Here is a 25,091-nt window from a genome sequence, read left to right on the forward strand (position 1 = left end):
TTCATTAGATATATGAATGATAGTGAATTCGCCTTAAAATCAACTATGAATCTATTTCCTCTTTCAAACCAGTTGGATTGAGTCTTATAATGATAATGATTCTCATTTGAAGTCTGGTTTGAGGAGGACCAAGTATGAAAAAGATCATGAGTGCATTTGTTGGTATGGTTTTATTGACGATCCTCTGTTTTTCCCCGCAAGCTTCGGCAGCATATGACGACCTGCATGAAGGATATGCAACGTATACAGGGTCAGGTTATTCAGGAGGAGCTTTCCTGTTGGATCCCATTCCTTCCGATATGGAGATTACTGCAATAAATCCAGCGGATCTCAATTACGGAGGAGTAAAAGCAGCTCTTGCCGGCTCTTATTTGGAAGTTGAAGGGCCAAAAGGGAAAACAATCGTTTATGTTACTGATCTATATCCCGAAGGTGCTCGGGGAGCTCTCGATCTGTCACCTAATGCCTTCCGTAAAATCGGGAATATGAAAGATGGAAAAATCAATATTAAATGGCGTGTTGTCAAAGCTCCAATCACCGGGAATTTCACGTACCGGGTCAAAGAAGGCAGCAGCAGGTGGTGGGCGGCAATTCAAGTCAGAAACCACAGATATCCTGTTATGAAAATGGAATATGAAAAAAATGGCAAGTGGATCAACATGGACAAAATGGACTATAACCATTTTGTCAGTACGAATTTAGGGACAGGCTCTCTCAAAGTCAGAATAACTGACATTCGCGGGAAAGTCGTGAAAGACACCATTCCAAAGCTGCCTGAAAGCGGAACGTCCAATGCATATACAGTGCCAGGGCATGTACAGTTTCCTAAATAAAAAATACGAAACAGCGGATCTTTTCCCGCTGTTTTTTTTCATTGTTCTACATCTGCTTGTAAAAATGCTTTTATGATGTTCAACTGCTCCTGCTTTGGATAGCTGGTATACAGCCTGCTTGAAATCCGAATAGGATCTCCGAAAAAGTATCTTTCGTAGTGGGTTTGTCTTGTTCCGAATGAGCTCATTGTTAAATCCCATGCCAATCGGAAAATTTTCACCCGTTCTTCAGCATTTGTATTGGTTGCTTGAAGATATTGGTCAAGATCTTCCCGTATCTCTGAATCAAATGCATTTTCAGTAGGCAGTGTCACCATTCCGCTAGCTCCAATTAATTGTATGATTTCAGTAAATCGAGGATACAGCTTAGGAATAATCGTACTGATGACTTGAAGAGGAATTAAACTAGGGCGCATATAGCCGAATTCATCTAATTGAGCGTCATTTTCCGACTTGTCAATGAGCGCTTTGATTGTTTCCAATCCCACAATGATTTCAGAGAGCTTTTCTTGTATGTGCTGATATTCGGAAACATTAATGGTGTCAACCAGAAGCTGTGCAACGCCTAATAGAAATTCAATTTTTATCATTTGCCTAATGACAACCTGGTGAAAGGTAAAAGCATGAAATGAGCTTTTTGTCATAAATTCTTTAGCTGCTTCCACATTATCGTAAAAAAACACACGATTCCATGGCACTAACACATGATCAAAAACTACAATTGAATCCATCTCTTCATACCTTGAGCTTAAGGGGTGATTAAAGGCAGAGTCGCTTAACACAAATGATTCTCTTGTGATGAATTTGACGCCTTTTGTATTAGAAGGGAGTGAAAAAGCATAAGCTTCATCTGTTTCAAAGAAAAATTTAGGCGCTGAAAAAACCAATATTTCGTCAGTCAACCCGCCTTGTGTTGCAAGCAGACGCGCGCCATGAATGATTAAACCTTTTTCGGTTCTATCAATGACTTTAGCAGATATCGGTTTTTCACTTAGCCCGAAATAGGACTGTGACCGGTTCACTTGCGGGGTAATGAATGTATGGGTAAAAGAAAGGTCATGCTTAGCAGCGTGTTTATACATATCTAGTATATGTTCAGGAAAGCAATTCTCTTTATCTTTTAGAAGCTCTGCTGACGAAGCAAAGCTCATCATAACCGTATTCATGTAATCCGGACTTCTCCCCATCATTCCGTGAGTGTGTCTAGCCCAATGTTCAATCATGTTTCTTCTTTTTTTCAAATCATTCTTGGTCTTAGGCTGGAGATAGGAAAGGCCGATTCGATCATGATCTCCAGGAAGGCAATAAGTCATTTCGTTTATTAACTCATCCTTTGTTTGCAGTTCATAAAGCGAGCTTTTTGTTTTGAGTATTCCTTTAAATGCCGGATGATCAGAAATGTTACCCTTTATTTTTTTGCCATCATACCATATTTCGTTTTCTAGTTTGTTCAATCGGTCAATGAATTCTTTGCCATTGATGATCCCCATTTTAGTGTATCGCTCCTTAAATGTATGCTGCGTATTGTCATTATATTTTCGAGAAAACAGCCTGTTCAGCCAATTTGAGATGGGAAAAGCCTTTTTTAGAAAAACGAATAAGAGTGACTTACATACCGCAAAAGTCTGCAAATTTCATTTAAGGTTTTTCTGCAAGTTAAGAGACGTCAAAACATTTGCTTATTCATGTGAAAACATCACTATAAAACTTGATAACACGTGTCGATATTATGGGCATAAGCGTAAACGAATTGGAGTCACACGCTTGAATATATTTTATTTCAGCCATTACTTCGTGGAGAAAGGGAAAACGACACATGAAAGTGAAAACAAAATTGCTGGGGATTATATCAATACTAGTTGTTTCAATCATTGGAATTGGGGGCTCCTCAGTTTTTATGATTTCTTCTATTGTGAAAAAGAATGAAGAACTTAAAGACAAAATGGAATTCCAAAAAGAGATGAAACACATTCAGTATGAATTGACCGGGTTATCAAATGATGAAAGAGGCTTCTTGATTACTGGAGACAAAGAATATGACGAAGGCATGAAGGAAAAATCAGACGATGTCTTAAAGAGCCTTGATCGGGTTAATGACTTGATTGATGAAGAGAAGTATCAATCCAATATTGAAGACATTAAGACAAGTTTTACTCAGTATAGAGCTTTGAATCAGCAAGTATTAACAGCCTACTCTTCAGATCCGAAAAAAGCAGAAACCATCCATTTTGGGGAAGAAAGAACACTAAGAAAAGAAGTCGTAGATCCGACTGTCAATAAGCTGTCTGATCGCCTGGATCAAGAGGTAGAAGATCTAAAGGATGAAATACGGGGCAATGGGAAAATGAGTCAATGGCTCATCATCACTGTCACAGGAATATCAGTAATATTAGGCATTGTTCTAAGCATAATGCTGTTAAAGTCCATTATGGTGCCACTAAGAAGCATAAATAAGCAGCTAGAAGAAATTGCCCACGGTGAGGCTGATTTAACCAAAAAAGTCATTGTGAAAAATAAAGATGAATTTGGCCAGCTTGCCCAATCTTTTAATGCTTTTACTCATTCATTATCGCAAATTGTGAAGCAAATCAGCAGTTCATCTGAACAAGTCGCCGCTTCCTCCGAAGAATTATCCGCAAGCGCAGAAGAATCAAAATCAACATCTGAACATATTTCCCAATCCATGCAGATGGCTGCAGACAGCAATGTGAAGCAAAGCTCAATGACAGAAAAGAGCGCAGAATCCATCACTGAATTATTAGACAGTATATCATCTGTTGCTTCAAATACAGGGAACATAGCGGATCTTTCTTCTTCGATGAGAGACAAGGCTGAAATAGGATCTAAATCAGTTAACAAGATGTTAGATCAGATGAAATTTATTGATAAATCCGTAGATTCAGCCGGGAATGGATTACAGGCATTGGTAGCGAGCACAGCAGAAATCAGTGATATTTCCTCGCTTATCACGACAATTTCCGAGCAGACCAATTTGTTGGCCCTAAACGCAGCGATTGAGGCGGCCAGAGCGGGAGAGCAAGGAAAAGGATTTGCTGTGGTGGCTGAAGAAGTTCGGAAATTAGCGGATGAAACAAATAAATCAGCAAACCACATCCAATCCGTGGTGGCGACCATCCAAAATGAATCGATAGAAACGGTAAATAATATTAAGGTTGTTCAAGAAAATGTGACCTCAGGTATGGTTCTTTCTCAAGAAACAACAGGAAATTTCAATGAAATCCTGAACCTGGTGGAACAGGTCACTTCTCAAATACAAGAAGTCGCAGCAGCAACTCAACAGCTTACTTCAGGCGTTGAAGTGATTCAGCACACAGTTCATACATTGGCCGCTGGAACAAAAGAAACGTCAGCAAATACAGAAGCGGTTGCAAAATCATCAGAGGAACAGCTACATTCAATGGAGGAAATCTCCTATGCTGCAGAATCTTTATCTCAGTTGGCGGAAGAACTTCAATCCGTCATTAACCGTTTTAAATATTAATCAGATTACTAAAGCGCAAAACCCCATCTCATGAGGTGGGGTTTTACTGCCTTTATTGAGATTGTTTCTAAAAACGGAACCGGCTTTTTTCTCAAGCTCGTTCCGTTTGAATGACTAGTCCAAGTTTTGATCGATCGTCCCTTCAAAATAGTCATCGCTGACTTGTTCGTGAGTCTCAGCCAATCCTTTTTCTAATTGTGTAGTTCCTTTATAATCCGAGGGCTCAAAGGATTTCCCGGCTACATCCGTTGTGTCATTTATGTTTTCTTTGTTATGAGTTTGTGTTTCAGTGTTTTCTGTCTCAGCATTGCTGCTTACAGATTGCTGAAAATTATATTCCTTGTCTATTGAAGAAAATCTTTTATAATCATCAGGTCTGTCGGCTCCGTTTTTTTGAGTCACTTTACTTCCTCCAGATTATTGAAATTTTAATGAGGGCAAGAACTTATTTCGTTCTTTTAGGATCAGAAGAACCATGTTTTTTAGGATCATCTGCTTTAAAAGCTGTCTCAGTCTCATGGTCATTTTTTATTTGTTCAATACTTGAATTTTGAATTCCTTTTTGGCTCATAGGTTTCACTCCTTTACGAAAAGTGTTGAAATATCAACTCTTCTTATTTTGTCTGTTGATCAGGTATTCATTCGTTTTTTTCATTCGCGATTTGGACAATCAGGAGAGGCATCTCCATGCCAATCGTATTATTTAATAAAAAGCCGGCATTTTTGAAACTTTTTATCTTCGCATTGCGTATGGCAGTGGGGGAAGACATCTCGATAAAAGAAATACAAAGGTTGTGAATGTATACTAACAGCACTGTGAATAAATCAAACAAGGGGGGTGAAAAAATGAAAAAAATCGCAGCATATTATCTAATGACATTAGGGCTATCCAGCCTTACGTTTGGTTTGTTTTTCGGACTATATTCTTTCGTTATGTATGGCCTTTTTGCTGTTCCGCTGCAAATGATGTTGCAGAAAAAAGCGGGAACATTCAATGTCATGTATCTATTGATTTACAGTGTGATTGCTTTTATCGCGGCTTTCCTGTTATTTTTTATTAGTGAACCTGCGTCAATAGCAAGGACATTGCAATCGTATATTTATTATCTGTTAAGTATTACAGCTGCAGTGATTTACTGGTTCTGGGATTCCCTGATCCTTTATAAACGTACAGCTTCGGGCGGATAAAGGCCCAGTATGGAAGGGCATAATGAGAGCACATATTCAATCCGAATAGGTTTTCTAAGTTTTTACGATACATACGTTCATCAAGATGATAACGTCATCAATCAAAGGGAATATAAAATCTATTGTAGTGGAACGGACATTTTGTCCTGTTTGAGGAAAGAAATTGATGGGGTTAATCGTTTTAACATCGCTTATGGCAAAGGGTCAAACCATATAGTTAAACTAAACTGAGGAGAGCATTGCGCTCTCCTCAGTTTTTCTATATTAACCCTGCTGTTTTTCAACTAATGTAAATGTCCATTCTTTTAACATCTGTTTCTGTACATATCTTTTTCCGTTTATTTCGATGTAAGGGATGTCTTTCATATCTCCGGCTAACTGTTTAGCCTCAGCTGTAGTAATTCCTAAAAAATGTCCGATGTAAAAGTGAATATCTCGTTCTTTTATAAGATAGGTATCACTTTTTTCATATGCTTTTGGATGGTTCATTTGCTTTAAGCCTTCACTGATAAAATAGCCAGCCAAAGCAATACCGATTCCTAAAAAAACGTCCATATGCATGCCTCCATTATGTCAATGTTATGATATACGGGCTTGGCATGCTCCAGGTTTCATTAAATTTGAAAGAAAACAGCCAAAACGAATACTGGCTGTTTTTTCAAACCTTTTCAATCTGTACACGGCCTGAAAAAAAGGTGGCGCCGCCCCCCATATCGGACAGCCGGTCTGGGGTTAGCGCGTTTACAAGCTGTTTTTTTCCTTGCTCATCTGCCCATAATCCTTGGCTGACAACGACACCTGGCAGCACTTGTTCTCCGACTGATGCGGTCAGCTCACATTCTCCCCGGCTGTTCCAAACTCGTACAGGAGCCCCATCAACGATTCCATGTTCTTCAGCATCTTTTGTGTTGATAAAGAGCTTTGGCGTCTTTTCGAGCTTGATGTGTTTTTCATTGTTTGAAAACGTTGAGTTTAAGAAATTATGGTTTGGCGCCGGAACATACATAAAAGGATGTTCATTATCGGTTACAAGAGGCGTAAATGTCGGTAAAGCCGGGAAGCCAGCTTGTTTCATTTGTTCTGAATATAATTCTATTTTTCCGCTTGGCGTTGGAAGTTTGCCAGGAAACAGCGGTTTATCGCGTTTCGCTTTCATAAATGAATGCTTAGTAAGTGAATCGTAATTAATCTCTGCCAAATGCGGATTATCTGGATGGTCAAGCGCTTGGCGGATTAATTCTTCATCTGAATCCTTGAGCTCCTGGTCTGTGAATCCCATTGCTTCAGCCAGTAATCGGAACACCTCAGTATTAGACTTGCTTTCTCCATAGTTCTCAATCACCGGTTGCTGAAGCTGAATGTAATGGTGCCAGTAGGAGGTATAAAAATCAGTGTTCTCAAAAGCGGATGTTGCAGGCAGTACAATGTCCGCATATGCAGCCGTTTCCGTTAAAAACAAATCATGAACCACAGTAAACAAGTCTTCCCGCAGCAAGCCCTGTCTGACTTTGTTTGCTTCCGGCGCGACGACGGCAGGGTTTGTTCCGTAAATAAAAAGAGAGCGGATAGGCGGATCTGTTTCCAAAAGCACCTTGCCAAGCTGATTCATATTAAACGACCTCGGTGTGCGTCCTTTCAATAAGTCGGGCCGCTGCAAGGCATTTGTGTTATATTCTAAAATTCCGCTGTTATGCTTAATGGCGCCGCCCCCTTTATGCAGCCATTGGCCGGTGATCGCCGGAAGACAGGCAATCGTCCTTACAATCATCCCGCCGTTATCGTGATGCTGGATTCCATTTCCGATTCTGATAAAAGAAGGGGAGACTTTCCCATACATTCTTGCCAGCTGATAAATATCTTCAGTGCTGATCCCGGTGATCATTGATACCTTTTCCGGATTATACTGTTTCACGTGTTCACGGAGCTTGTCGTAGCCGACCGTGTATTCAGACAGGAATGCTTCATCGTGAAGGTTTTCTTTAAATAGAATGTGCATAATGCCAAGAGCAAGTGCGCTGTCAGTTCCCGGCTTTATTGGAATAAACCAATCTGCAAGACGCCCTGTCTGATTTTTATGTACATCGATCACGACAATTTTGGCACCTTTTTTTCGCGCTTTTTGGGCGATTGTAATTTGGTGCATGTTTGTGCTGACAGCGTTAATTCCCCAAAAAATAAATAGTTTTGTATGAATGGTTTCCTCAGGATCGATTCCCGCGCTTATGCCCATTGTATATTTATAGCCTTCAGATCCCGCTTTGCTGCAAATCGTCCGTTCAAGCTGGCTTGATCCCATGCGGTAAAAAAAGCGGCGGTCCATTCCTTCAGCTGTCAATTTCCCCATATTTCCGTAAAAGCTGTAAGGAAGTATGCTTTCAGCTCCCATTTCATCAATCAGCTGCTTCCAGCGGGAGGTGATCGTATCAATCGCCTCTTCCCAGGAAATCGGTTCAAATATCGCTTGGCCTTTCGCGCCTGTCCGTTTAAGCGGTGTAGTCAGCCGCTTTTCATCATAGATGCGCTCCGTCATGTTTCGGACTTTGTTGCATATGTTTCCAGCTGTGACAGGATGATCGGGATCTCCCTGCACTTTCACAATTTTTCCGTCTTTTTTATGTACTAATAATCCGCACTGATCCGGGCAGTCGAGCGAGCAAACGGATTTAAAAATGCCGTTTTGTTGTGTGGCAAAAGATTTCATGGCCCAGTTCCTCTCTAGTTAGATATTTTGTAAGAATTATAACATTTCGGATGATAACGTCAATTCTGAAAAAAGAGATTGACATCAATCTGAGACTTCTTTATGATAAACGTATTCTTAATTCTGAAAATTACATACTCAACATTTTCTATCCAGAGAGGTGGAGGGACTGGCCCTATGAAACCTCGGCAACATTATTGTGCCAATTCCAGCAAGCGTCAGCTTGAAAGATAGGAAAGCAAGGTTTATACCGGTGTCTGCCTGTAACAGAGCGCGCCTATATATGAATCTCTTTCCATCTTCGGAAAGAGATTTTTTTATGAAAAAATACGATGAAAAGGATGTTTTGCACCATGACGGTTTTGGTTACAGCGCCGTACAACGAAGAAGGGCGAAAAGAGCTAAAAAACTTGTTTGGCTCAGTTATTTATCAATCTTGGAAAGAACAAGGCCGGGCATATCGGGAGGATGAACTCATTCAGCTGCTAAAGGCAACAAATGCGACAGGTTTGATTACTGAGCTTGATCAGGTAACAGACAGCGTATTTGCTTCTGTTCCCGAACTTTCATTTGTCGGTGTTTGCAGGGGAATGCCCTCCAATGTGGATGTGGCAGCTGCTTCAAAAAGGGGCATACCTGTTTTTTATACACCAGGGCGGAATGCACAAGCCGTTGCCGAAATGTTTATTGGAAATGTTATTTCCTTTCTCCGTCATACCAGCGCCTCGAATCAATGGCTGAAGGATGGAAAGTGGAAAAGTGATTACCTGCAGGCTTATGTCAAATTTAAAGGAAATGAGCTAACAGGAAAAACGGTTGGCATGATTGGGTTCGGCGCGGTTGGTCAAAGGATTGCAAAACTGCTGACTGCGTTTGACTGTAAAATAAAGTATTACGATCCATACATTCAAGACGATCATCCGCTGTATGAAAAAGTATCTCTTAAAACGGTGTTTTCAGACAGTGATATCGTTTCTGTCCATCTGCCTCGCACTGAGGAAACACTTGGACTGATAGATCGGCAATATTTTGATTTGATGAGAGAGAGTGCGATTTTCGTCAATACTTCAAGAGCAGTTGTTGTAAACCGTGAAGATCTTTTATCTGTATTAACAGAACATAAAATCAGAGGTGCGATACTAGACGTTTTTTATCATGAACCTCCAGAGGAATCGGATTATGAATTGATCTCATTGCCTAATGTTCTGGCAACACCGCATCTCGCTGGGGCAACCTTTGAAGTAGAGGATCATCACGTGTCGATCATGAATGATGCCCTCAAAAAGTGGAAGGTTGAAAATATTCCCAATATTCCGATATTGTATAACAAAGACAAACTGAGAACAGAGGTAAAGAAAAGAGGTTAACAGAATGAAAAAACAAAAAGGCTATCTCGTTTTCGATATCGGCACAGGCAATGCGAGGGTAGCGGTCGTGAGTGTCTCAGGCATTGTTCAAACGGTTGAACGGGAGGACATCGAGTATTCCACTGAGGCGCTTTACCCGGACAGCCGTTATTTTTCCCCTCAGATACTGTGGAAGCAAGTAATGAGGTTGGCAAAACGTGCGCTATCCCGTTCGCGTGATATTGACATCATTGGGTTGACATCGACGAGTCAAAGACAGGGGATTGTTCTGATCGATCAAAACGGTGACTCTTTTCTCGGGCTGCCGAACATAGATAACCGTGGCCGAGAGTGGGAGGAGAGCATTCCCGATCGGGAAGAGATATACAGCCGTACAGGCCGTCTGCCAACTGCGCTTTTTTCTGCACTCAAGCTTTATGGTTTGAAGCAGCGCCAGCCTTCTTTATGGGAAAAGACTGCAAGCTTTACAAGCATCAGTGATTGGGTGACATACCAACTGAGCGGAATCCTAACATATGAACCATCGCAGGCAACAGAAACTCTGCTGTTTGATGTGAAGCATAACACTTGGTCAGAAGAGATGTGCGACATATTCGGCTTTTCTCCATCTCTCCTTCCGCCTCTTGTAAGAGCGGGAACAGCAATTGGAACAATAGCAAATGAATATGCAGCCGAATTATGTCTTTCAATAAATGCTAAGGTGATAACCGGGGGCGGGGATACACAGCTAGCTGTGAAAAGCACCGGAGCTGGACTTGAGGACATTGTCATCGTATCAGGGACAACAACGCCAATAACCAAAATTACTGCGGACCATGGCGACACAAAACATAAAGCCTGGCTGAACTGCCATACAGATCAAGGGCATTGGCTAGTGGAAACGAATCCGGGAATTACCGGTCTGAATTATCAAAAATTAAAACAGATTTTCTATCCGAATGAATCGTACGACGTAATGGAGGAGGAAATTTCTGCACTAGCAAAAGAAAACAATGCGTGTATAGCGGCTCTCGGCTCTTATTTATCAGCTGAAAAGAATGCATTAACGAGAGGCGGTTTTCTTTTTGACACTCCGCTTTCAGCAGATTTAAAGAGGGCACATTTTGTACGTGCAGCGCTAGAAGAGATCGCATTTTCAATCAAATGGAACTTTGATATTTTAACAGAGGTTACTCCGTTTAAACGTGACTATGTTTGGGTGTGCGGAGGGGGATTCCAAAGCAAAGCGCTCACTCAATATATCGCTGACCTTCTTCAGAAAAAAATCTATGTCAAAGAGGGATATCATCAGGCATCTGTCGTTGGTGCTGCAGTCATTTGCAATGAAAGCTTTCAATTAACGGAGGAGATGTCAGCAAATGTCCGGGTGATCGAACCGAAGAGCTGTCAGACAGAATTGGCTTTATATGAGGAATGGAAGCAAACTCAGCGCTTTTTTTCAGGGTCAGAAAGCAAAGTGTTGATATAAGGCGGCATATCCGGATGTTTTGAGGAATTGTCTAATTTTTAGCTTTAATAAGGTAATACGGTAATGTATATAAGCATCTAAGGAGGAAACAGATATGTTAGATAAAATTGGTATACCAAAGCGGCTTGCGTGGGGATTTTTAGGAGTTGTTTTGTTTATGATGGGAGACGGACTTGAACAAGGCTGGCTCAGCCCGTTTCTGACCGAAAACGGACTGACTGTTCAGCAATCTGCTTCCATTTTTAGCATTTACGGGATTGCGCTTGCCATAGCTTCCTGGTTTTCAGGTGTATGTCTCGAAGCATTTGGCGCAAAACGGACGATGTTTATGGGGCTGTTGTTTTATGTAATCGGTACAGCAGCCTTTATCGTGTTTGGGTTTGAACAGCTAAACCTCCCTGTGATGTATGTGACTTACTTCGTAAAAGGGTTAGGCTACCCGCTATTTGCTTATTCTTTCTTGACATGGGTCATTTACAGAACACCGCAAAACAGACTGAGCACTGCTGTCGGCTGGTTTTGGATTGCCTATTGCCTGGGCATGTTTGTATTCGGTGCTTGGTACTCAAGCTACGCGATCAAAGCGTTCGGTTATTTGAATACGCTTTGGAGCTCTATATTCTGGGTATGTCTAGGTGCATTCTTCGCATTGTTTATCAATAAAGACCGTTTTGAAAAGAAGAAAAGAAAACGATCAGAAACAGCCGAGGAGCTTTTAAAAGGGGTAACGATTCTATTTACAAACCCGCGCGTGCTTACAGGCGGAATCATCAGAATCATCAACAGCATTGGTACATATGGATTCCCAGTCTTTTTGCCGATGCACATGGCTCAGCACGGAATTTCGACCAATGTGTGGCTGCAAATTTGGGGAACCATTTTTCTGGGGAACATTGTGTTTAACCTTATCTTTGGAATTGTCGGCGATAAATTCGGCTGGAAAAATACTGTGATGTGGTTCGGCGGAGTCGGTTGCGGTATTTTCACCGTCTTATTATACTACGCACCTGTTTTCTCCGGCGGAAGTGTAGCGGTTGTCAGCGTGATCGGCTTTATTTGGGGCGGTTTGCTGGCAGGCTATGTGCCGATCGGTGCAATTGTGCCGACGGTGGCCGGAAAAGACAAAGGAGCAGCCATGTCTGTATTGAATTTGGCTGCAGGTTTATCAGCGTTTGTCGGTCCCGCGCTTGCTTGGTTGTTCATAGGCCTTATCGGTGCGCAAGGCGTCGTCTGGATCTTTGCGGTTCTTTACCTTGCAAGTGCGGTCATGACGAAATGCATTCATATACCTGAAGAAAAAGCAGTAAAGGAGGAAACATCTCCTCAATATGCATCTTAATCAAAAAGCGCCCCTGCAACAGGGCGCTTTTTGTCTTTTGTATTGTCGAAGGATCTGGATCTGAAACTTTTCTAACGAAAATAGACAATATGTTGACAATTAATTAAGAAGTGTTATGATGTTATTGACAACATATTGTCTATTTAGGAGGGAATAACATGGATTATTCAAAAGAACTGAAAGATTTATTTTTAATGCAACAATCTTACGCTACTCTTTTTTCTGTTTTAAACAAAATCCAATCACGCGGGGATGATTATTATGAAAGCTTAACGTCAAGACAATTTATGACAATGGTTGCCATACTGCATTTACCGGAAGAGGAAACGACATTTAACAACATCGCAAAAAAATTAGGCACTTCAAAACAAAACATCAATAGGCTTGTCAGTAGTATTGAAAAAAGAGGTTATGTCATTACTGTTCCGAGTAAACGCGACAAGCGAGCGGTTAATGTGAAGATTACTGATTCAGGCAAGCGTGTCATGGAGGAATGCGGTGAAAAAGCGGTGTACTTTATGGCAGATCTATTTAAAGGGTTTTCTACGGAAGAGTTGGAAACATTGTGGGTTTTATTGAAGAAACTGTACAGTTTTGACGGAGAGGAACAGGATGGCTTTGAAGAAAACGCTGCTGATTTTGACATTGAACAAAATCGGGACGATTTGAAAACAAATTTATTGCAGGAATTCTCAAAACGGAGAATGTAAAAAGGAGACATGTATGAACAACGTGGTGGCAGTTGAAGATTTGAAAATGCAGTACGGAAACAAAACAGCGGTAGATGGGATTTCGTTTGAAGTGAGAGAGGGGGAAGTTCTTGGCTTGTTAGGCCCAAATGGTGCTGGGAAAAGTACCACCATTCATATGTTATCCGGGATATTGTCGGCTAGTTCCGGAAACGTTACAATATTGGGCCATGATGTAAAAAAAGGGTCAAAGGAAATGAAGAAAGGCATCGGGATTGTACCTCAAGATCTCGCGATTTATGAGGAAATCTCCGCTGAGAAAAATGTTCGTTTTTTTGCCAGTCTTTATTCTCTTAAAGGGGAAGAACTCAAAGCCCGAGTCAAAGAGGCTTTGGAGCTCGTACAGCTATATGACCGAAAAGATGACAAGCCAAAGACGTTTTCAGGCGGGATGAAAAGAAGATTAAACATTGCGTGCGCCATTGCCCATCAGCCGAAACTGATTATCATGGATGAGCCCACGGTAGGAATCGATCCACAATCCCGTCATCACATTTTGGAATCGATAAAAGAACTGAAAACAAAAGGTGCAAGCATCATTTACTCTACACACTATATGGAAGAAGTCGAGGCTATTGCAGATCGCATTATAATCATGAATGAAGGGAGAATCATTGCCAATGGAACAAAAGAAGAGCTGTACAGAGAAGCCAATAAAGAAATAACATATGCTTTTCAACTGGCGAATGTTCAGCGATTAAATAAAAACTCGATTAGAGAAATCAAAGGAGTGACAGGAGTTGATTTTTCTGACAATCAACTAAATGTGACCGTTCAGCAGAACCAAGATCACCTGAGTAAAATCATAGAAGAATTGAGTGCCCAAAGCTGCAGCCTTCTAAGCATGAACAAACAAGAGATATCGTTAGAAACAGTATTTTTAGAACTGACGGGAAGAAACTTAAGAGATTAGGAGACAAAAAATGAATTTGTTAAAATTGATAGCGTTTGATTTTATGAATATTGTAAGGAATCCGGTTCTTGTGATCGCCAATTCGGCCTTTCCTTTCGTTCTCATTCTGGTCATGGGCTTTGTAACGAAAAACAGCTTTGGGGCAGTTGGGGTCAGTTCGTATGATTATTATGGAGTGAATATGATGATTTTTGCTGCAGCTCTGATCGCTATGACGGCTTCAAATACGTTTATGGAGGAAAAGGTGAAGAAAGCGAACCTCCGTATTGTATATGCGCCCGTTTCGACAACCGGTATATATCTTTCTAAATTACTATCAACCTGGATATTCAGTGTCATTATGTACAGTATGAATGTGTTAGTCGCCCAGACAATGTTTCGTTTGAACTTTGGTGGACAACATCTTCCGTATTTCATGCTCTTATTATATGTATTTTTATTTTTTGGCTGCTGTTTAGGCACAATGTTCTGCTGTTTGTTCAAAAATGAAGAGCAGGCGAACGGGCTTATGCAAATTCCGATTGCTTTTTTTGTTTTCTTTGGCGGCGTATTCTTCGGGATTCATCGATTTGGAAACATCGTCAATTTCATATCAATTTTTTCTCCGGTTAAATGGGTAATAGAATGTCAGTTTCGCCTTATTTATGATCACGATTTCAGTATGCTGCTACCCGTTATGTCAGGACTATTATTTGCCTCCATCATTTGTATTGCCGTTTCACAAGTTGTATGTAAGCCGGAGGGATATATATGCTGAGTTTATTCCGAAACAGGTGGGAACGAATGCTGACCAAAAAATCCATTATGATCATTGCAGTGATTATTATGCCGCTGATGATTGGTGTTGCGATTATGTTTTCCGGAGAGCCCGTTTTCAAAGAAACGATCGCATTTGTAACAGAGAAGGACAGCGTGCAGCATGTGCCGAGTGACTCTGCATTTAGAGTGGTGGAGGTTTATCAGAAGCCGAGGTTTTCTGATCTGGTGTTAGGGAAATATGCAGCGATCGTAGAAAAAAATCAACATGATTACAAAGTGACCACTCTGAAAAGTAAAACGGATCAAAAAATGATTCTGCAATTTTTTGAAACTGGAAAAATGCCAGGCAGTTACCGTGGGGAGGATGAATTAAGGACTCAACGGGGAACAGGAACGAATATATTAGGTTTTATCGTAATGCTTGTCTTGATGCAAGGTGTGGCATTAGCTTCGTTATATCCAGAAGACCGGATGCTCAAAACCTTTAGAAGGATTTTGGTGTCTCCCGTACATGTGGGGAATTATTTGCTTGTTCAATTTATCTTTACGTTTTTATGTCTATACATACCTACATACTTGGCCATTGTGATTACAAATGTATTCTTTCATGCTGAAATTGGTTTCCGTTTGGACATTCTTGCTGGGCTACTGGGTGTTCTAATCATGCTTGCGACAGGGTTCGCTATCTTTATGGCTTCTGTGATGGATCGAAACATCAGTTTGATGTCCAGCGGTATCAGTGTTGTCACGTGTGTATTGTCAGGCTGTTTTCTTTCTTTTGCTCCGCATCATCCATTGTTGAATGCGCTTTGTGAGATACTGCCGCAAAAAGCGTATATGACTTTCATTCACGGGGTAGAAACGGGGCATACAATGTGGGAATACAAAATTCAGATTGTCTATATTTTGATGTGGTCGGCTGTGTTTTGTTTCCTTGGTGGTTTTATTACAAGAAGAAGGATTATTAAAGGGATTTATGAATAGTGAAGATGGAACATAAGATGTATAGGTTTCTGTGCATCTTTTTTGTTTATGAGTGATTATGTTGTGTCGATCAGTATGTTATAAAGAGGATTAGAGGTAGGTGAAAATCTGACCAAGAATCAAGACGCAGTCGATGAATCTGGTGCAGCTTCATCGATGTTGTTTGCTGTCGCATGCAGATGGCCATAGCCGATATCTTCTCAGGCAAACACTTCATTTTGTTGAGTTGTCAATTGGCATTGTGATCACGATTACAAATTTGTTTTGTGTAAGGCCTGTTTCTGCTTGTCCCGAACAGTGTAATGTTGTGTGCGATGACCGCTTAAATGACGAAGATTCTTGCAGTATTCCATTTGCATTTTTTACATTTTCTTTTATTCCGTCATAAAGTAACTTCCCAGTTTTTTTACCAATATCCCCGTTCATTTCACCATCATTAGCAATTCCGGGTTTTCATTCATATTGTACCATTAACATCATATTTACCTGTATTAAGAAAGGAATTGCGTATATATGGTTTCTTTAGATAAAAACAGTATTTTTAATAGCAAAACTGCAATATTTCTTGCAGCAATGAGCTATCAGACATATCCATTCTTTTTAGAAGGGAAACTTACCTTACCAAAAGACTTTAAACTTCGATATACCATTCGTGCTTTTGCTGACGTAGAGAATCCTATGGAAGAGGTATTCGGTTTTATTGCCGAATCACAAGATCAAATCGTTATAGCGTTTAGAGGATACGCAGCATATCCCAAGGATCTTTTAGCATCCTATGACATATTTCAAGTTCCCTATCCCTATGTTAAAAATGGCGGGAAAACGTCTCGTGGATTCACATGTCTTTATCAATCAACAAGAAACAATTTAATCAGACAAATAAATAAACTTTCTACGTCAAAAAAGCTGTTTGTTACCGGGCACAACTACGGAGGAGCTTTGGCAACGTTAGCTGCTTTAGATATTGCTGCGAACACTGGGTTTAATCATCCTTTCTTGTATACGTATGGCAGTCCGCGTATCGGTGACCCTGTCTTTGCTTCCCAATTTAACAAAGTGGTGAAAAATAGTATACGAATTGTAAATATTCATGACTCTTTTCCAACTTTCCCAGCAAAAAAGTATCCACCACCTTTTACGGAGGAAGGATTATACTATCACCATGTAAAAACAAAGTATCCAATCTCTTTTCAATTGAATAATACGCCGCGCAATGATGCGATTGCTTGTTATTTTAAATACCTTAGTAAAATGAATCCTGATTTCTCCGAAATATTATGCGATAAAAATCCAGGGTTTTGTCCCGATCCTGACATGTGTACTCCGTTTCGAGGAACATGCTAGGAATAAAAGAAAGGAGCAGCTCGGATGAATCACTCAAGCTTATATTATATGTTTAACCGTGAGGATTCGATATTGCTATCGGCCATGATCTATCAGTCATATCAACTCTTTGAAAAGGAACCGCTTGTCTTGCCAAAAGGATATAGCCTTCGATATACCATACGAGCTCTTGCTGGTGTTGAGGATCCGGAATCTGAAGTATTTGGTTTTATTGCCGAGTCACAAGATCAGATCATTGTAATTTTTAGAGGAACCCGAACATTTAAGGACAATGAGTCGGATCAAGACTTATATCAAGTACCATATCCGTTTGTCAGAAATGCAGGAAAAACCCATCGTGGATTTACATGTCTTTATCAATCGACAAGAAATGAGCTGATCGGGGAATTAACCAAGCTTTATGCAGCAAAAAGAATATTAGTCGCAGGCCATAGTTTAGGAGGAGCTTTAGCCGTGTTAGCCGCTTTTGATATTGCGGTGAATACCCGATTTAAAAATCCTTTTGTGTATACTTATGGCAGCCCTCGAGTCGCTGACCCTGTCTTTGCGTCCCGGTTCAACCAAACGGTAAAGAATAGTATTCGTATTTTCAATATCCATGACATTATTCCCACCTTGCCGGATCAAGCATATCCGCCTCCATTTACAAAGCAAGGATTATTCTATCAGCATGTAGACAAGAAGGTAACGCTCTCTTTTCAGCTGAACAGTTTACCTGTTCGCAATCATGAGATTGTCTGTTATTTTAAAAACCTCAGCCAACAAAATCCTGCCTTTGCCAAATCATTATGTGATGAAAACCCGGGATTCTGTCCCGATACGGAATTATGCGTGCCATTTATGGGGGGATGCGGTGATAAGGCATCCGCAAATCATTCAAGCTCACAAGAATGGAACTTTGTTTCGGCTCCTGCCCTGCATCCCATGAAGGTTTCTATAAATGTCAACAAGCCAGGGGCAGCACCCGGCTTAATATTCGTTGCACCCTATACTGTGTTCGGCGCGACTATGATCGGGCAAACAGGTGCACTGATCATAGATCAAGCTGGTAACCCAGTATGGTTTAGACCTCTTGATAGTAGATTTACACAAAATACGGACTTTAGGGTACAATCCTACAAAGGGGAACCCGTTCTTACCATGTGGCAAGGAACAATATCTGGAACTCAGTCTGAAGATCCTAATCTCCCGGCGGGGGATCCGGAACCTGGAGCTTTTTTTCAAATCATCAATCAGAATTATAAAGTGATTAAGAAACTCACCGCCAAAAAAGGATTTACCTCTGATGTTCACGAGTTTACGATTACAAAGCAAGATACGGCTTTGTTTACTGCTGTGAAACAAGTGCCAGCGGATCTCACAATGTATGGAGGTCCGGCAGATGGGTACTTTGACAATTATTCCATTCAAGAAGTAGATCTTGAGACAGGAGAGCTTCTTTTCTTCTGGGATGTGCTTGCTCATGTTAATCCGGATGACTCGATGTTACCTGCGTCATCCGCCACAAGCGCTAACAATATTTGGGACTGTTTTCACGTGAATTCAGTTGAGGAAGGGCCGAACAATACTCTTCTAATAAGCATGCGTAACATGTGGGCGATTTATTTGGTTGATAAAACAACAGGAAAGATTGTCTGGCAGCTTGGTGGCAAAAAAAGCGATTTTACTTTTGAGCCAAATGCAACATTTTCTTGGCAACATGATGCACGTTTTAGGTCTAGAACACGGATAAGTCTATTTGATGATGCTTGTTGTGCTTCTTCAAGCTCTCCGCCTGAGGGAGAGGCTCGTGGTTTAATCCTTCAACTTGATTTCCATAACATGACTGCAAAAGCAGATCGAACTTATTATCATGATCCAGCGCTGTATGTTCCAAGTCAAGGAAATGTTCAGAAACTATCAAATGGAAATCAATTCGTTGGATGGGGACAGGAACCGTATCTTTCTGAATATAGGAGTGCTGGTAATAATAAAAAAGATCCTTCGTTGAATTTGTTATATGATATGCAGTTTCCTGGTCAAAATCTTTCTTATAGGGCGTTTAAGGATAAATGGGTAGGCTTGCCGTTTTATCCACCCAGTATTGCTGTAAATCCATTATGTGAAGATGCAGCCATTGTTTATGCATCATGGAACGGTTCAACTGAAACTGTAGCCTGGAAAGTGTTAGCTGGTCCAGCACCTAACAAATTGTCTGAGGTGGGAACGGATGCTCCCCGAACCGGATTTGAAACAGATATACTTGTTCATTCGATTGGGCCATATTTTCAGGTGAAAGCATTGAATTCTTCTGGCCAAACCATTGGTACATCACAGATCATTCATGCGGGGCAAGAAAAAGAATAAGCCTCTTCACTATATTTTGTGATGTGTTCTATCAGGCTATTTAGCATTTACTGTCCTATACTGGAGTCAGTGCAGAGGCTGGCTGCCCCTTCTATTTTGGGCAGTCACCAAGAAGATGAAGGGAGTGTGCATACAGATTGAGAGAATGTCGTCCGTTCATTTGCTTGATTTTAAAATAGAATATACATTTGTATCATAGGGAATTCCATTTTGATACATGTACTGTCTTAAAACACCTTCTTTTTGAAATCCCATTTTTATAAGCAGCCGATTTGATGCTTCATTTTGGGTAAATACAACTGCGCCAATACGCGTCAGGCCAAAGGAAGTAAACCCGTAGGAGACAGCCTCTGAAATGGCTTCTGATGCAAAGCCGTTTCGCCAATGCGCCGGGGTGATTTCATAACCGATCTCTGCACGCCTATGCTTTTGGGCCAGAGCGTGAAAGCCGATTGTTCCGATCAAATCTTTCGTATCCCGTCTTTCTATTCCCCACCTTATACCACGTTTTTCTTGATAGAGGGCGGCAAAGGTTTGAATCATTGAAGTGGCCTGTTCTATAGATTCCATGTTTTCAAGTCCGTAATAGCGTGTCACTTCATGGTTTGAGAAACAAGCAAAAATGGCTTCCGCGTCCTGATCTGTCATTTGCCTAAGTGTAAGCCGCTCCGTTTCTAATACAGGAAACATTCAACCACTCCCCACGTTTGTTTCTGTTTATCATATCCCTTTAATTTCCTCTTTTCTATAGAAAATTCAAAACTGAGGAAGCAAAAGAATGAATTTGTCTTTCTAGTAGCTCTTTGTTTTTGGCGAATTGTTTTAAACGGTGGCCGTTTGCGCCTGATGGATGGGGAAAGCCGCTAAGGCAAATCAAATTCTGGAGTCTGTGTTGTCTGATCAATGTTTCACATACTGTTTCGGCGGCTTTTCCTAACGGAATCAGAAGAACTGGTCCCGCCACATGATTGAGCTCCGCAGGGAAGTGATCAAAAGCATAGGTGCTTAGGATAGGAGAACGAGTGATGGCCGGTTTGTATCCGGTATAGTTTTTTTGCTGGATAAAGACAGGATATTTAATAACGGAAGTTGTATGGAGCAAATGCCGTAAGTCACCAAAAAGCTGCGCGGCGCTTTGAATGCCGAAAGCCTGTGGCAGCCCGCATAAATCCAGCATGGTAATAAGGTTATGCCTCATCGATCCGGAGAAACCCGCTGCTATTTTTGTGTCTACTGCCATTTGCTCAAGAGTCCCGCCTTGCAAAAGGCTTTCGGCGGCTGTTTCGTACGCTGTCTTCATCTGGGAAAAACCCGGCGTGATCCCGGCAATCACAAGTGAGGCATCCCGATTGATAAATTCATTATGAGGTGAATAGTAGATGGCAAGTTCGTTTTCTTGATGGAGACGAAATGGATCAGTAAGTAAATCGGACTTTGTAAGTGAAGAGGGAAGAAAATGTAGTTTTTCTGCGAACTCCTTTAAGCAGCTGCGGTTTATAATCATATGTAAGCCTCCTCGAAAAATGAGATCCCATTGTCCATTCTGATCGTAACAACGGGATCTCATTCATCTTTATCTGCTATTAAAATGTCCTGCCTGCCACACCTCTTTGACTGCTTGGGGAACTTCTTTCACTTCAGCTGCTGTCTGCTGAAACGCGTATTTTTTCATCTGGACATCATGCTGAATCTTCTTTTGTTTTTGCGTCAGCAGCTCTGCTTCTGTTTTTAATCCCTCGACTTGTTTTTGCATAGCCTGTGTAACAGAAGTGAGCTCCTTTAGTGCGGGGTCTATTTTTTTCTTGTTTTGGATCACATTAAACCCTAAAAATATGATAGAAATAGCCAATACTGCCAGACTGATATAAACAATAACCATATGTTCACTCCTTTTTTCTTTTGTCATTACCCTGTTTCCGCTTTTTTAATCCAAAGAAATGATGATTGCACAGTTCGTTTGATTTGCGTATTGGATTTATTCTACTTATAATGTGATATCGTACATAGGTAAACAAAGAAAGGGTGCTTCAATTGCAAAGTTTACAAAATAAAACCGCTTTAATCACAGGCGGAGGCAGAGGGATCGGCCGCGCTACAGCTCTTGCTCTTGCGAAAGAAGGCGTAAATATTGGGTTAATCGGCCGGACTGCCGCTAATGTTGAAAAAGTGGCAGAAGAAGTCAAAGCGCTTGGTGTAAAAACTGCATTTGCTGCTGCAGATGTAAAAGATGCCGAGCAGGTTAACCAAGCCGTAGCTCAAGTGAAGGAACAGCTTGGTGATATCGATATTCTCATTAACAACGCCGGAATCAGCAAATTTGGCGGTTTTTTAGATCTATCAGCCGATGAATGGGAAAATATAATACAAGTCAACCTAATGGGTGTGTATCATGTGACTCGCGCGGTGCTTCCGGAAATGATCGAACGCAAAGCCGGAGACATCATTAATATTTCGTCTACAGCGGGTCAAAGAGGAGCTGCTGTAACAAGTGCTTATAGCGCTTCTAAATTTGCCGTTCTCGGATTAACAGAGTCTCTTATGCAAGAAGTGAGAAAACATAATATCAGAGTCAGCGCGTTAACGCCGAGCACTGTCGCTAGTGATATGTCTATCGAATTGAACTTGACAGACGGTAATCCTGAAAAAGTGATGCAGCCTGAAGATCTTGCTGAATACATGGTGGCGCAATTGAAATTAGATCCTCGTATTTTCATCAAAACAGCGGGATTATGGTCAACAAATCCGTAAAAATGAGAACCTGTCTTTCGACAGGTTTTTTTATTTGAGTGAAATTCATACCGACATATGCAAATCTGAAAATCGTTTTAAATTGAAGCTGGCAGTGAATGTAGGCTATAATAGAACTAAGAAAACTATGTGCCAAATGTTCAACGACCTATTTATTTTCCGCTTCACCTATAATCAGTAACCATGAGATAACTCGACGATCAGTCTTTAATATAAGGAGGAAAACAATAAAAGAAAATTGAATATTTAGTACATAGTGTTGTCAGTGACAGAAGAAGGAGTGCATATCATGAAAGAAGAAAAAAGGAGTTCAACCGGCTTTTTAGTGAAACAGCGTGCATTTTTGAAGCTTTATATGATAACAATGACAGAGCAAGAGAGACTCTATGGATTAAAGCTGCTTGAAGTACTTCGGTCTGAATTTAAAGAGATTGGTTTTAAACCAAATCATACTGAAGTATACCGGTCTTTGCATGAGCTTCTTGACGACGGGATACTAAAACAAATTAAAGTAAAAAAAGAAGGGGCTAAGCTTCAGGAAGTCGTCCTCTATCAATTTAAAGATTACGAAGCTGCCAAACTATATAAAAAACAGCTGAAAGTTGAGCTGGACCGCTGTAAAAAACTGATTGAAAAAGCTCTCTCAGATAATTTTTAATAGAAACAAACACCCGGTTCACACTGCTACACCGGGTGTTTTCTGCTTTACATTATACATATTTGTCGAAAAGAAACAATACAAATCAATGATGACCTTCAAACTTGACATCATTTCCTCACGTGGTAACATTTAAAACGTGTGAAAATGCGAACAAAAAAGCGAACAAAGGAGATGTTACCGATCTTTGATCAAAAGAAAGTAGCCTTTATAGGAGCAGGATCTATGGCGGAAGGAATGATATCAGGTATCGTTCGTGCCAACAAAATCCCGAAACAAAACATCTGCGTTACAAACCGCAGCAATACAGAGCGATTAACTGAACTTGAACTTCAATATGGAATCAAAGGCGCCTTGCCGAACCAACTATGTATTGAAGACATGGATGTGCTCATTTTGGCAATGAAGCCAAAAGATGCCGAAAACGCTCTGTCATCACTAAAATCACGTATCCAACCCCATCAACTAATATTGTCGGTCCTTGCCGGCATAACCACCTCTTTTATTGAACAATCATTGCTTAATGAACAGCCGGTTGTCAGAGTGATGCCCAATACTTCCAGTATGATCGGCGCTTCTGCAACAGCGATTGCCCTTGGCAAGTATGTGTCAGAAGACTTGAAGAAGCTGGCCGAAGCATTGCTCGGATGCATGGGCGAAGTCTATACAATCCAAGAAAATCAAATGGACATATTCACCGGAATTGCCGGCAGCGGTCCCGCGTACTTTTATTATTTAATGGAATTCATTGAAAAGACAGGTGAGGAAGCGGGTCTTGATAAACAGTTATCTCGAAGCATCGGCGCACAGACGCTATTAGGCGCAGCAAAAATGCTCATGGAGACAGGAGAACATCCCGAGATCTTGAGAGACAATATCACGTCACCGAACGGAACGACAGCGGCGGGGCTGCAAGCCTTGAAAAAGAGCGGCGGCGGAGAAGCGATTTCTCAAGCGATAAAGCATGCGGCTAAGCGTTCAAAGGAAATCAGCGAAGATATTGAAAAAACAGCAGCGCCGCTTTCAGGAGTGATAAAGTGACGCCTGATACAAGCATAAAAAGAGTTGTAGTGAAGATTGGAAGCAGTTCATTAACAAGCCTCCATGGAGAAATCAGCATTCGAAAATTAGAAGCGTTGGTCGATCAGGTTGTCAAACTTAAAGACGCCGGATATGAAGTGATTTTGGTTTCCTCAGGCGCAGTGGCGGCTGGATATCGGAAGCTCGGATTTATCCAAAGACCCGAGAAGCTTCCAGAAAAACAAGCATCAGCTTCAATCGGCCAGGGATTGCTGATGGAAGCTTATTCAAAACTGTTTTTGGCACACGGCTATGTCGCATCCCAAATTTTAATTACGAGAAGCGATTTTTCTGATGAATATCGGTATAACAATGTCAGGAATACAATGAATGTGCTGCTCGAGCGCGGCATCATCCCGATCATAAACGAAAACGATACAGTTACAGTCAATCGGCTCAAGTTTGGCGACAATGATACGCTCGCAGCAAAAGTCGCTGGATTGATTGATGCAGATATGCTTGTGATTTTATCAGATATCGACGGGTTATATGACGGCAATCCGCGCACAAATCCAAAAGCGAAAAGAATACAGCGGGTGAGTGAAATAACACCTGACATCGAAGCGTGCGCAGGTGACAGTGGGAGCGTTGTCGGAACCGGTGGCATGCGCTCTAAGCTTGATGCATTTAAAATCGTCATGGCTTCTGGCATTAAAGGTTTTCTTGGTCAGGCAGATGCCGGCGATATTTTATACCATGCTGTTCGTGAAGAGGCGGCAGGCACCTATTTTGAAGCAAAAGGAACGCTTCCGTTGAATCGAAAGGAACAATGGATCGCTTTTAATTCCGGTCCTGAAGGTGAAATGATTTTATCAGATGATTATTTACGAAAAATAACAAATGGGCAATCGAGCTTATACCTGGACGGTGTACAGAAGATTAAAGGAAAATTCAAAAGCGGTTCAGTTGTTCGGCTAATGGATTCACAAGGAACAGAAATCGGGCTTGGAATCGTTAATTATTCTTCTGTACAGCTTCAAGAACCAGAAAAGAAGAAAGAACTGATCAACAAAGCGCTAATTGATCAAGAAGCATTTGTTTGCCATGTGGATTTTACTTTGCCTGTTAATTAATTTGCAGCAAAAAACCCGAGCTTCTATAAAGAAGATCGG

At 41.1% G+C, this 25,091-nt stretch carries 23 protein-coding genes, 2 pseudogenes and 1 riboswitch; of the genes and pseudogenes, 17 read left to right on the top strand and 8 right to left on the bottom strand.

Features of this window, described 5'->3' with window-relative positions; all coding sequences use genetic code 11:
- Nucleotides 1-134: 134 nt before the first annotated feature.
- Nucleotides 135-833 carry an expansin ExlX gene (exlX, locus tag BFW96_RS10145; protein WP_069839341.1) on the top strand — a complete coding sequence of 233 codons (699 nt, stop codon included), beginning with the start codon at nucleotides 135-137 and terminating at the stop codon, nucleotides 831-833.
- Between the two features lie 38 nt (nucleotides 834-871).
- On the opposite strand, the gene hpaB is transcribed toward exlX, so the two are convergent.
- Nucleotides 872-2,323, bottom strand: coding sequence for a 4-hydroxyphenylacetate 3-monooxygenase, oxygenase component (hpaB, locus tag BFW96_RS10150; RefSeq protein WP_069839342.1), 1,452 nt, complete (start codon nucleotides 2,321-2,323; stop codon nucleotides 872-874).
- A gap of 326 nt (nucleotides 2,324-2,649) precedes the next feature.
- On the opposite strand from hpaB, the gene BFW96_RS10155 reads away from it, so the two are divergent.
- Nucleotides 2,650-4,335, top strand: coding sequence for a methyl-accepting chemotaxis protein (locus tag BFW96_RS10155; protein WP_069839343.1), 1,686 nt, complete (start codon nucleotides 2,650-2,652; stop codon nucleotides 4,333-4,335).
- Nucleotides 4,336-4,449: 114 nt separating this feature from the next.
- On the opposite strand, the gene BFW96_RS10160 is transcribed toward BFW96_RS10155, so the two are convergent.
- Both BFW96_RS10160 and BFW96_RS10165 read right to left on the bottom strand, forming a co-directional pair.
- Nucleotides 4,450-4,737 (bottom strand): YozQ family protein, encoded by a 288-nt coding sequence (locus BFW96_RS10160; protein ID WP_040082979.1) that lies wholly within the window; start codon nucleotides 4,735-4,737, stop codon nucleotides 4,450-4,452.
- Between the two features lie 43 nt (nucleotides 4,738-4,780).
- Nucleotides 4,781-4,906, bottom strand: a complete 126-nt coding sequence (locus BFW96_RS10165; protein ID WP_014664191.1) for a hypothetical protein — start codon at nucleotides 4,904-4,906, stop codon at nucleotides 4,781-4,783.
- Between the two features lie 275 nt (nucleotides 4,907-5,181).
- Between BFW96_RS10165 and BFW96_RS10170 the strand changes: the two genes are divergently transcribed.
- Nucleotides 5,182-5,523, top strand: a complete 342-nt coding sequence (locus BFW96_RS10170; RefSeq protein ID WP_069839344.1) for a UPF0715 family protein — start codon at nucleotides 5,182-5,184, stop codon at nucleotides 5,521-5,523.
- A 264-nt stretch (nucleotides 5,524-5,787) separates the two neighbouring features.
- On the opposite strand, the gene BFW96_RS10175 is transcribed toward BFW96_RS10170, so the two are convergent.
- Nucleotides 5,788-6,078: a hypothetical protein gene (locus BFW96_RS10175; RefSeq protein ID WP_069839345.1), complete on the bottom strand. Its 291-nt coding sequence runs from the start codon at nucleotides 6,076-6,078 to the stop codon at nucleotides 5,788-5,790.
- Nucleotides 6,079-6,181: 103 nt separating this feature from the next.
- Nucleotides 6,182-8,224, bottom strand: coding sequence for a molybdopterin oxidoreductase family protein (locus BFW96_RS10180; protein WP_069839346.1), 2,043 nt, complete (start codon nucleotides 8,222-8,224; stop codon nucleotides 6,182-6,184).
- 145 nt (nucleotides 8,225-8,369) lie between these two features.
- Nucleotides 8,370-8,461, top strand: a riboswitch (SAM riboswitch).
- Between the two features lie 95 nt (nucleotides 8,462-8,556).
- Here BFW96_RS10180 and BFW96_RS10185 point away from each other — a divergent pair.
- The 10 genes and pseudogenes from BFW96_RS10185 (at nucleotide 8,557) to BFW96_RS21485 (ending at nucleotide 19,493) form a co-directional block, all read left to right on the top strand.
- Entirely contained in the window at nucleotides 8,557-9,591 is a 1,035-nt protein-coding gene (locus BFW96_RS10185; protein WP_083252852.1) for a 2-hydroxyacid dehydrogenase, read from the top strand.
- A 4-nt stretch (nucleotides 9,592-9,595) separates the two neighbouring features.
- A complete protein-coding gene (locus tag BFW96_RS10190; protein WP_069839348.1) occupies nucleotides 9,596-11,059 on the top strand; it encodes an FGGY-family carbohydrate kinase in 1,464 nt (487 codons plus the stop codon).
- A gap of 94 nt (nucleotides 11,060-11,153) precedes the next feature.
- Nucleotides 11,154-12,398 carry an MFS transporter gene (locus tag BFW96_RS10195; RefSeq protein ID WP_069839349.1) on the top strand — a complete coding sequence of 415 codons (1,245 nt, stop codon included), beginning with the start codon at nucleotides 11,154-11,156 and terminating at the stop codon, nucleotides 12,396-12,398.
- Nucleotides 12,399-12,556: 158 nt separating this feature from the next.
- Nucleotides 12,557-13,108, top strand: a complete 552-nt coding sequence (locus BFW96_RS10200; RefSeq protein ID WP_069839350.1) for a MarR family winged helix-turn-helix transcriptional regulator — start codon at nucleotides 12,557-12,559, stop codon at nucleotides 13,106-13,108.
- Nucleotides 13,109-13,121: 13 nt separating this feature from the next.
- A complete protein-coding gene (locus BFW96_RS10205) occupies nucleotides 13,122-14,060 on the top strand; it encodes an ABC transporter ATP-binding protein (protein WP_069839351.1) in 939 nt (312 codons plus the stop codon).
- Between the two features lie 10 nt (nucleotides 14,061-14,070).
- Nucleotides 14,071-14,817 (top strand): ABC transporter permease, encoded by a 747-nt coding sequence (locus tag BFW96_RS10210; protein WP_069839352.1) that lies wholly within the window; start codon nucleotides 14,071-14,073, stop codon nucleotides 14,815-14,817.
- Complete coding sequence (locus BFW96_RS10215) at nucleotides 14,811-15,803, top strand: ABC transporter permease (protein ID WP_069839353.1); 993 nt, start codon at nucleotides 14,811-14,813, stop codon at nucleotides 15,801-15,803. The genes BFW96_RS10210 and BFW96_RS10215 overlap by 7 nt, the downstream gene beginning before the upstream one ends.
- Nucleotides 15,804-16,316: 513 nt before the next feature.
- Complete coding sequence (locus tag BFW96_RS10225) at nucleotides 16,317-17,147, top strand: lipase family protein (RefSeq protein WP_040082987.1); 831 nt, start codon at nucleotides 16,317-16,319, stop codon at nucleotides 17,145-17,147.
- Nucleotides 17,148-17,171: 24 nt separating this feature from the next.
- A pseudogene (locus BFW96_RS21710) lies at nucleotides 17,172-17,999 on the top strand (lipase family protein); the annotation flags it as partial.
- Complete coding sequence (locus BFW96_RS21485) at nucleotides 17,979-19,493, top strand: arylsulfotransferase family protein (RefSeq protein WP_341532923.1); 1,515 nt, start codon at nucleotides 17,979-17,981, stop codon at nucleotides 19,491-19,493. The pseudogene BFW96_RS21710 and the gene BFW96_RS21485, both read left to right, overlap by 21 nt.
- Before the next feature lie 156 nt (nucleotides 19,494-19,649).
- On the opposite strand, the gene BFW96_RS10240 is transcribed toward BFW96_RS21485, so the two are convergent.
- The 3 genes and pseudogenes from BFW96_RS10240 to BFW96_RS10250 all read right to left on the bottom strand — a co-directional run bounded on the left by BFW96_RS10240 (nucleotide 19,650) and on the right by BFW96_RS10250 (nucleotide 21,372).
- Complete coding sequence (locus BFW96_RS10240; protein ID WP_069839355.1) at nucleotides 19,650-20,183, bottom strand: GNAT family N-acetyltransferase; 534 nt, start codon at nucleotides 20,181-20,183, stop codon at nucleotides 19,650-19,652.
- A gap of 44 nt (nucleotides 20,184-20,227) precedes the next feature.
- A pseudogene (locus BFW96_RS10245) lies at nucleotides 20,228-20,997 on the bottom strand (hypothetical protein); the annotation flags it as partial.
- A gap of 69 nt (nucleotides 20,998-21,066) precedes the next feature.
- Entirely contained in the window at nucleotides 21,067-21,372 is a 306-nt protein-coding gene (locus tag BFW96_RS10250; RefSeq protein ID WP_014664180.1) for a DUF948 domain-containing protein, read from the bottom strand.
- A gap of 152 nt (nucleotides 21,373-21,524) precedes the next feature.
- Here BFW96_RS10250 and BFW96_RS10255 point away from each other — a divergent pair, with 152 nt between their 5' ends.
- The 4 genes from BFW96_RS10255 to proB all read left to right on the top strand — a co-directional run bounded on the left by BFW96_RS10255 (nucleotide 21,525) and on the right by proB (nucleotide 25,052).
- On the top strand, nucleotides 21,525-22,241 hold the full coding sequence (locus BFW96_RS10255) for a 3-ketoacyl-ACP reductase (protein ID WP_040082991.1): 717 nt from the start codon (nucleotides 21,525-21,527) through the stop codon (nucleotides 22,239-22,241).
- Nucleotides 22,242-22,530: 289 nt separating this feature from the next.
- On the top strand, nucleotides 22,531-22,899 hold the full coding sequence (gene rtp / locus BFW96_RS10260; RefSeq protein WP_003220337.1) for a replication termination protein: 369 nt from the start codon (nucleotides 22,531-22,533) through the stop codon (nucleotides 22,897-22,899).
- Nucleotides 22,900-23,046: 147 nt separating this feature from the next.
- Entirely contained in the window at nucleotides 23,047-23,940 is an 894-nt protein-coding gene (gene proC, locus BFW96_RS10265; RefSeq protein ID WP_010886524.1) for a pyrroline-5-carboxylate reductase, read from the top strand.
- The gene (proB, locus tag BFW96_RS10270) at nucleotides 23,937-25,052 is read left to right on the top strand and encodes a glutamate 5-kinase (protein ID WP_069839357.1); all 1,116 of its coding nucleotides are present in this window, start codon (nucleotides 23,937-23,939) and stop codon (nucleotides 25,050-25,052) included. Before proC ends, proB begins: the two co-directional genes overlap by 4 nt.
- The last annotated feature ends 39 nt before the right edge of the window (nucleotides 25,053-25,091 follow it).

This window comes from Bacillus sp. F56 (assembly GCF_001748205.1).
In the GTDB taxonomy this organism is placed as follows: Bacteria; Bacillota; Bacilli; order Bacillales; family Bacillaceae; genus Bacillus; species Bacillus stercoris.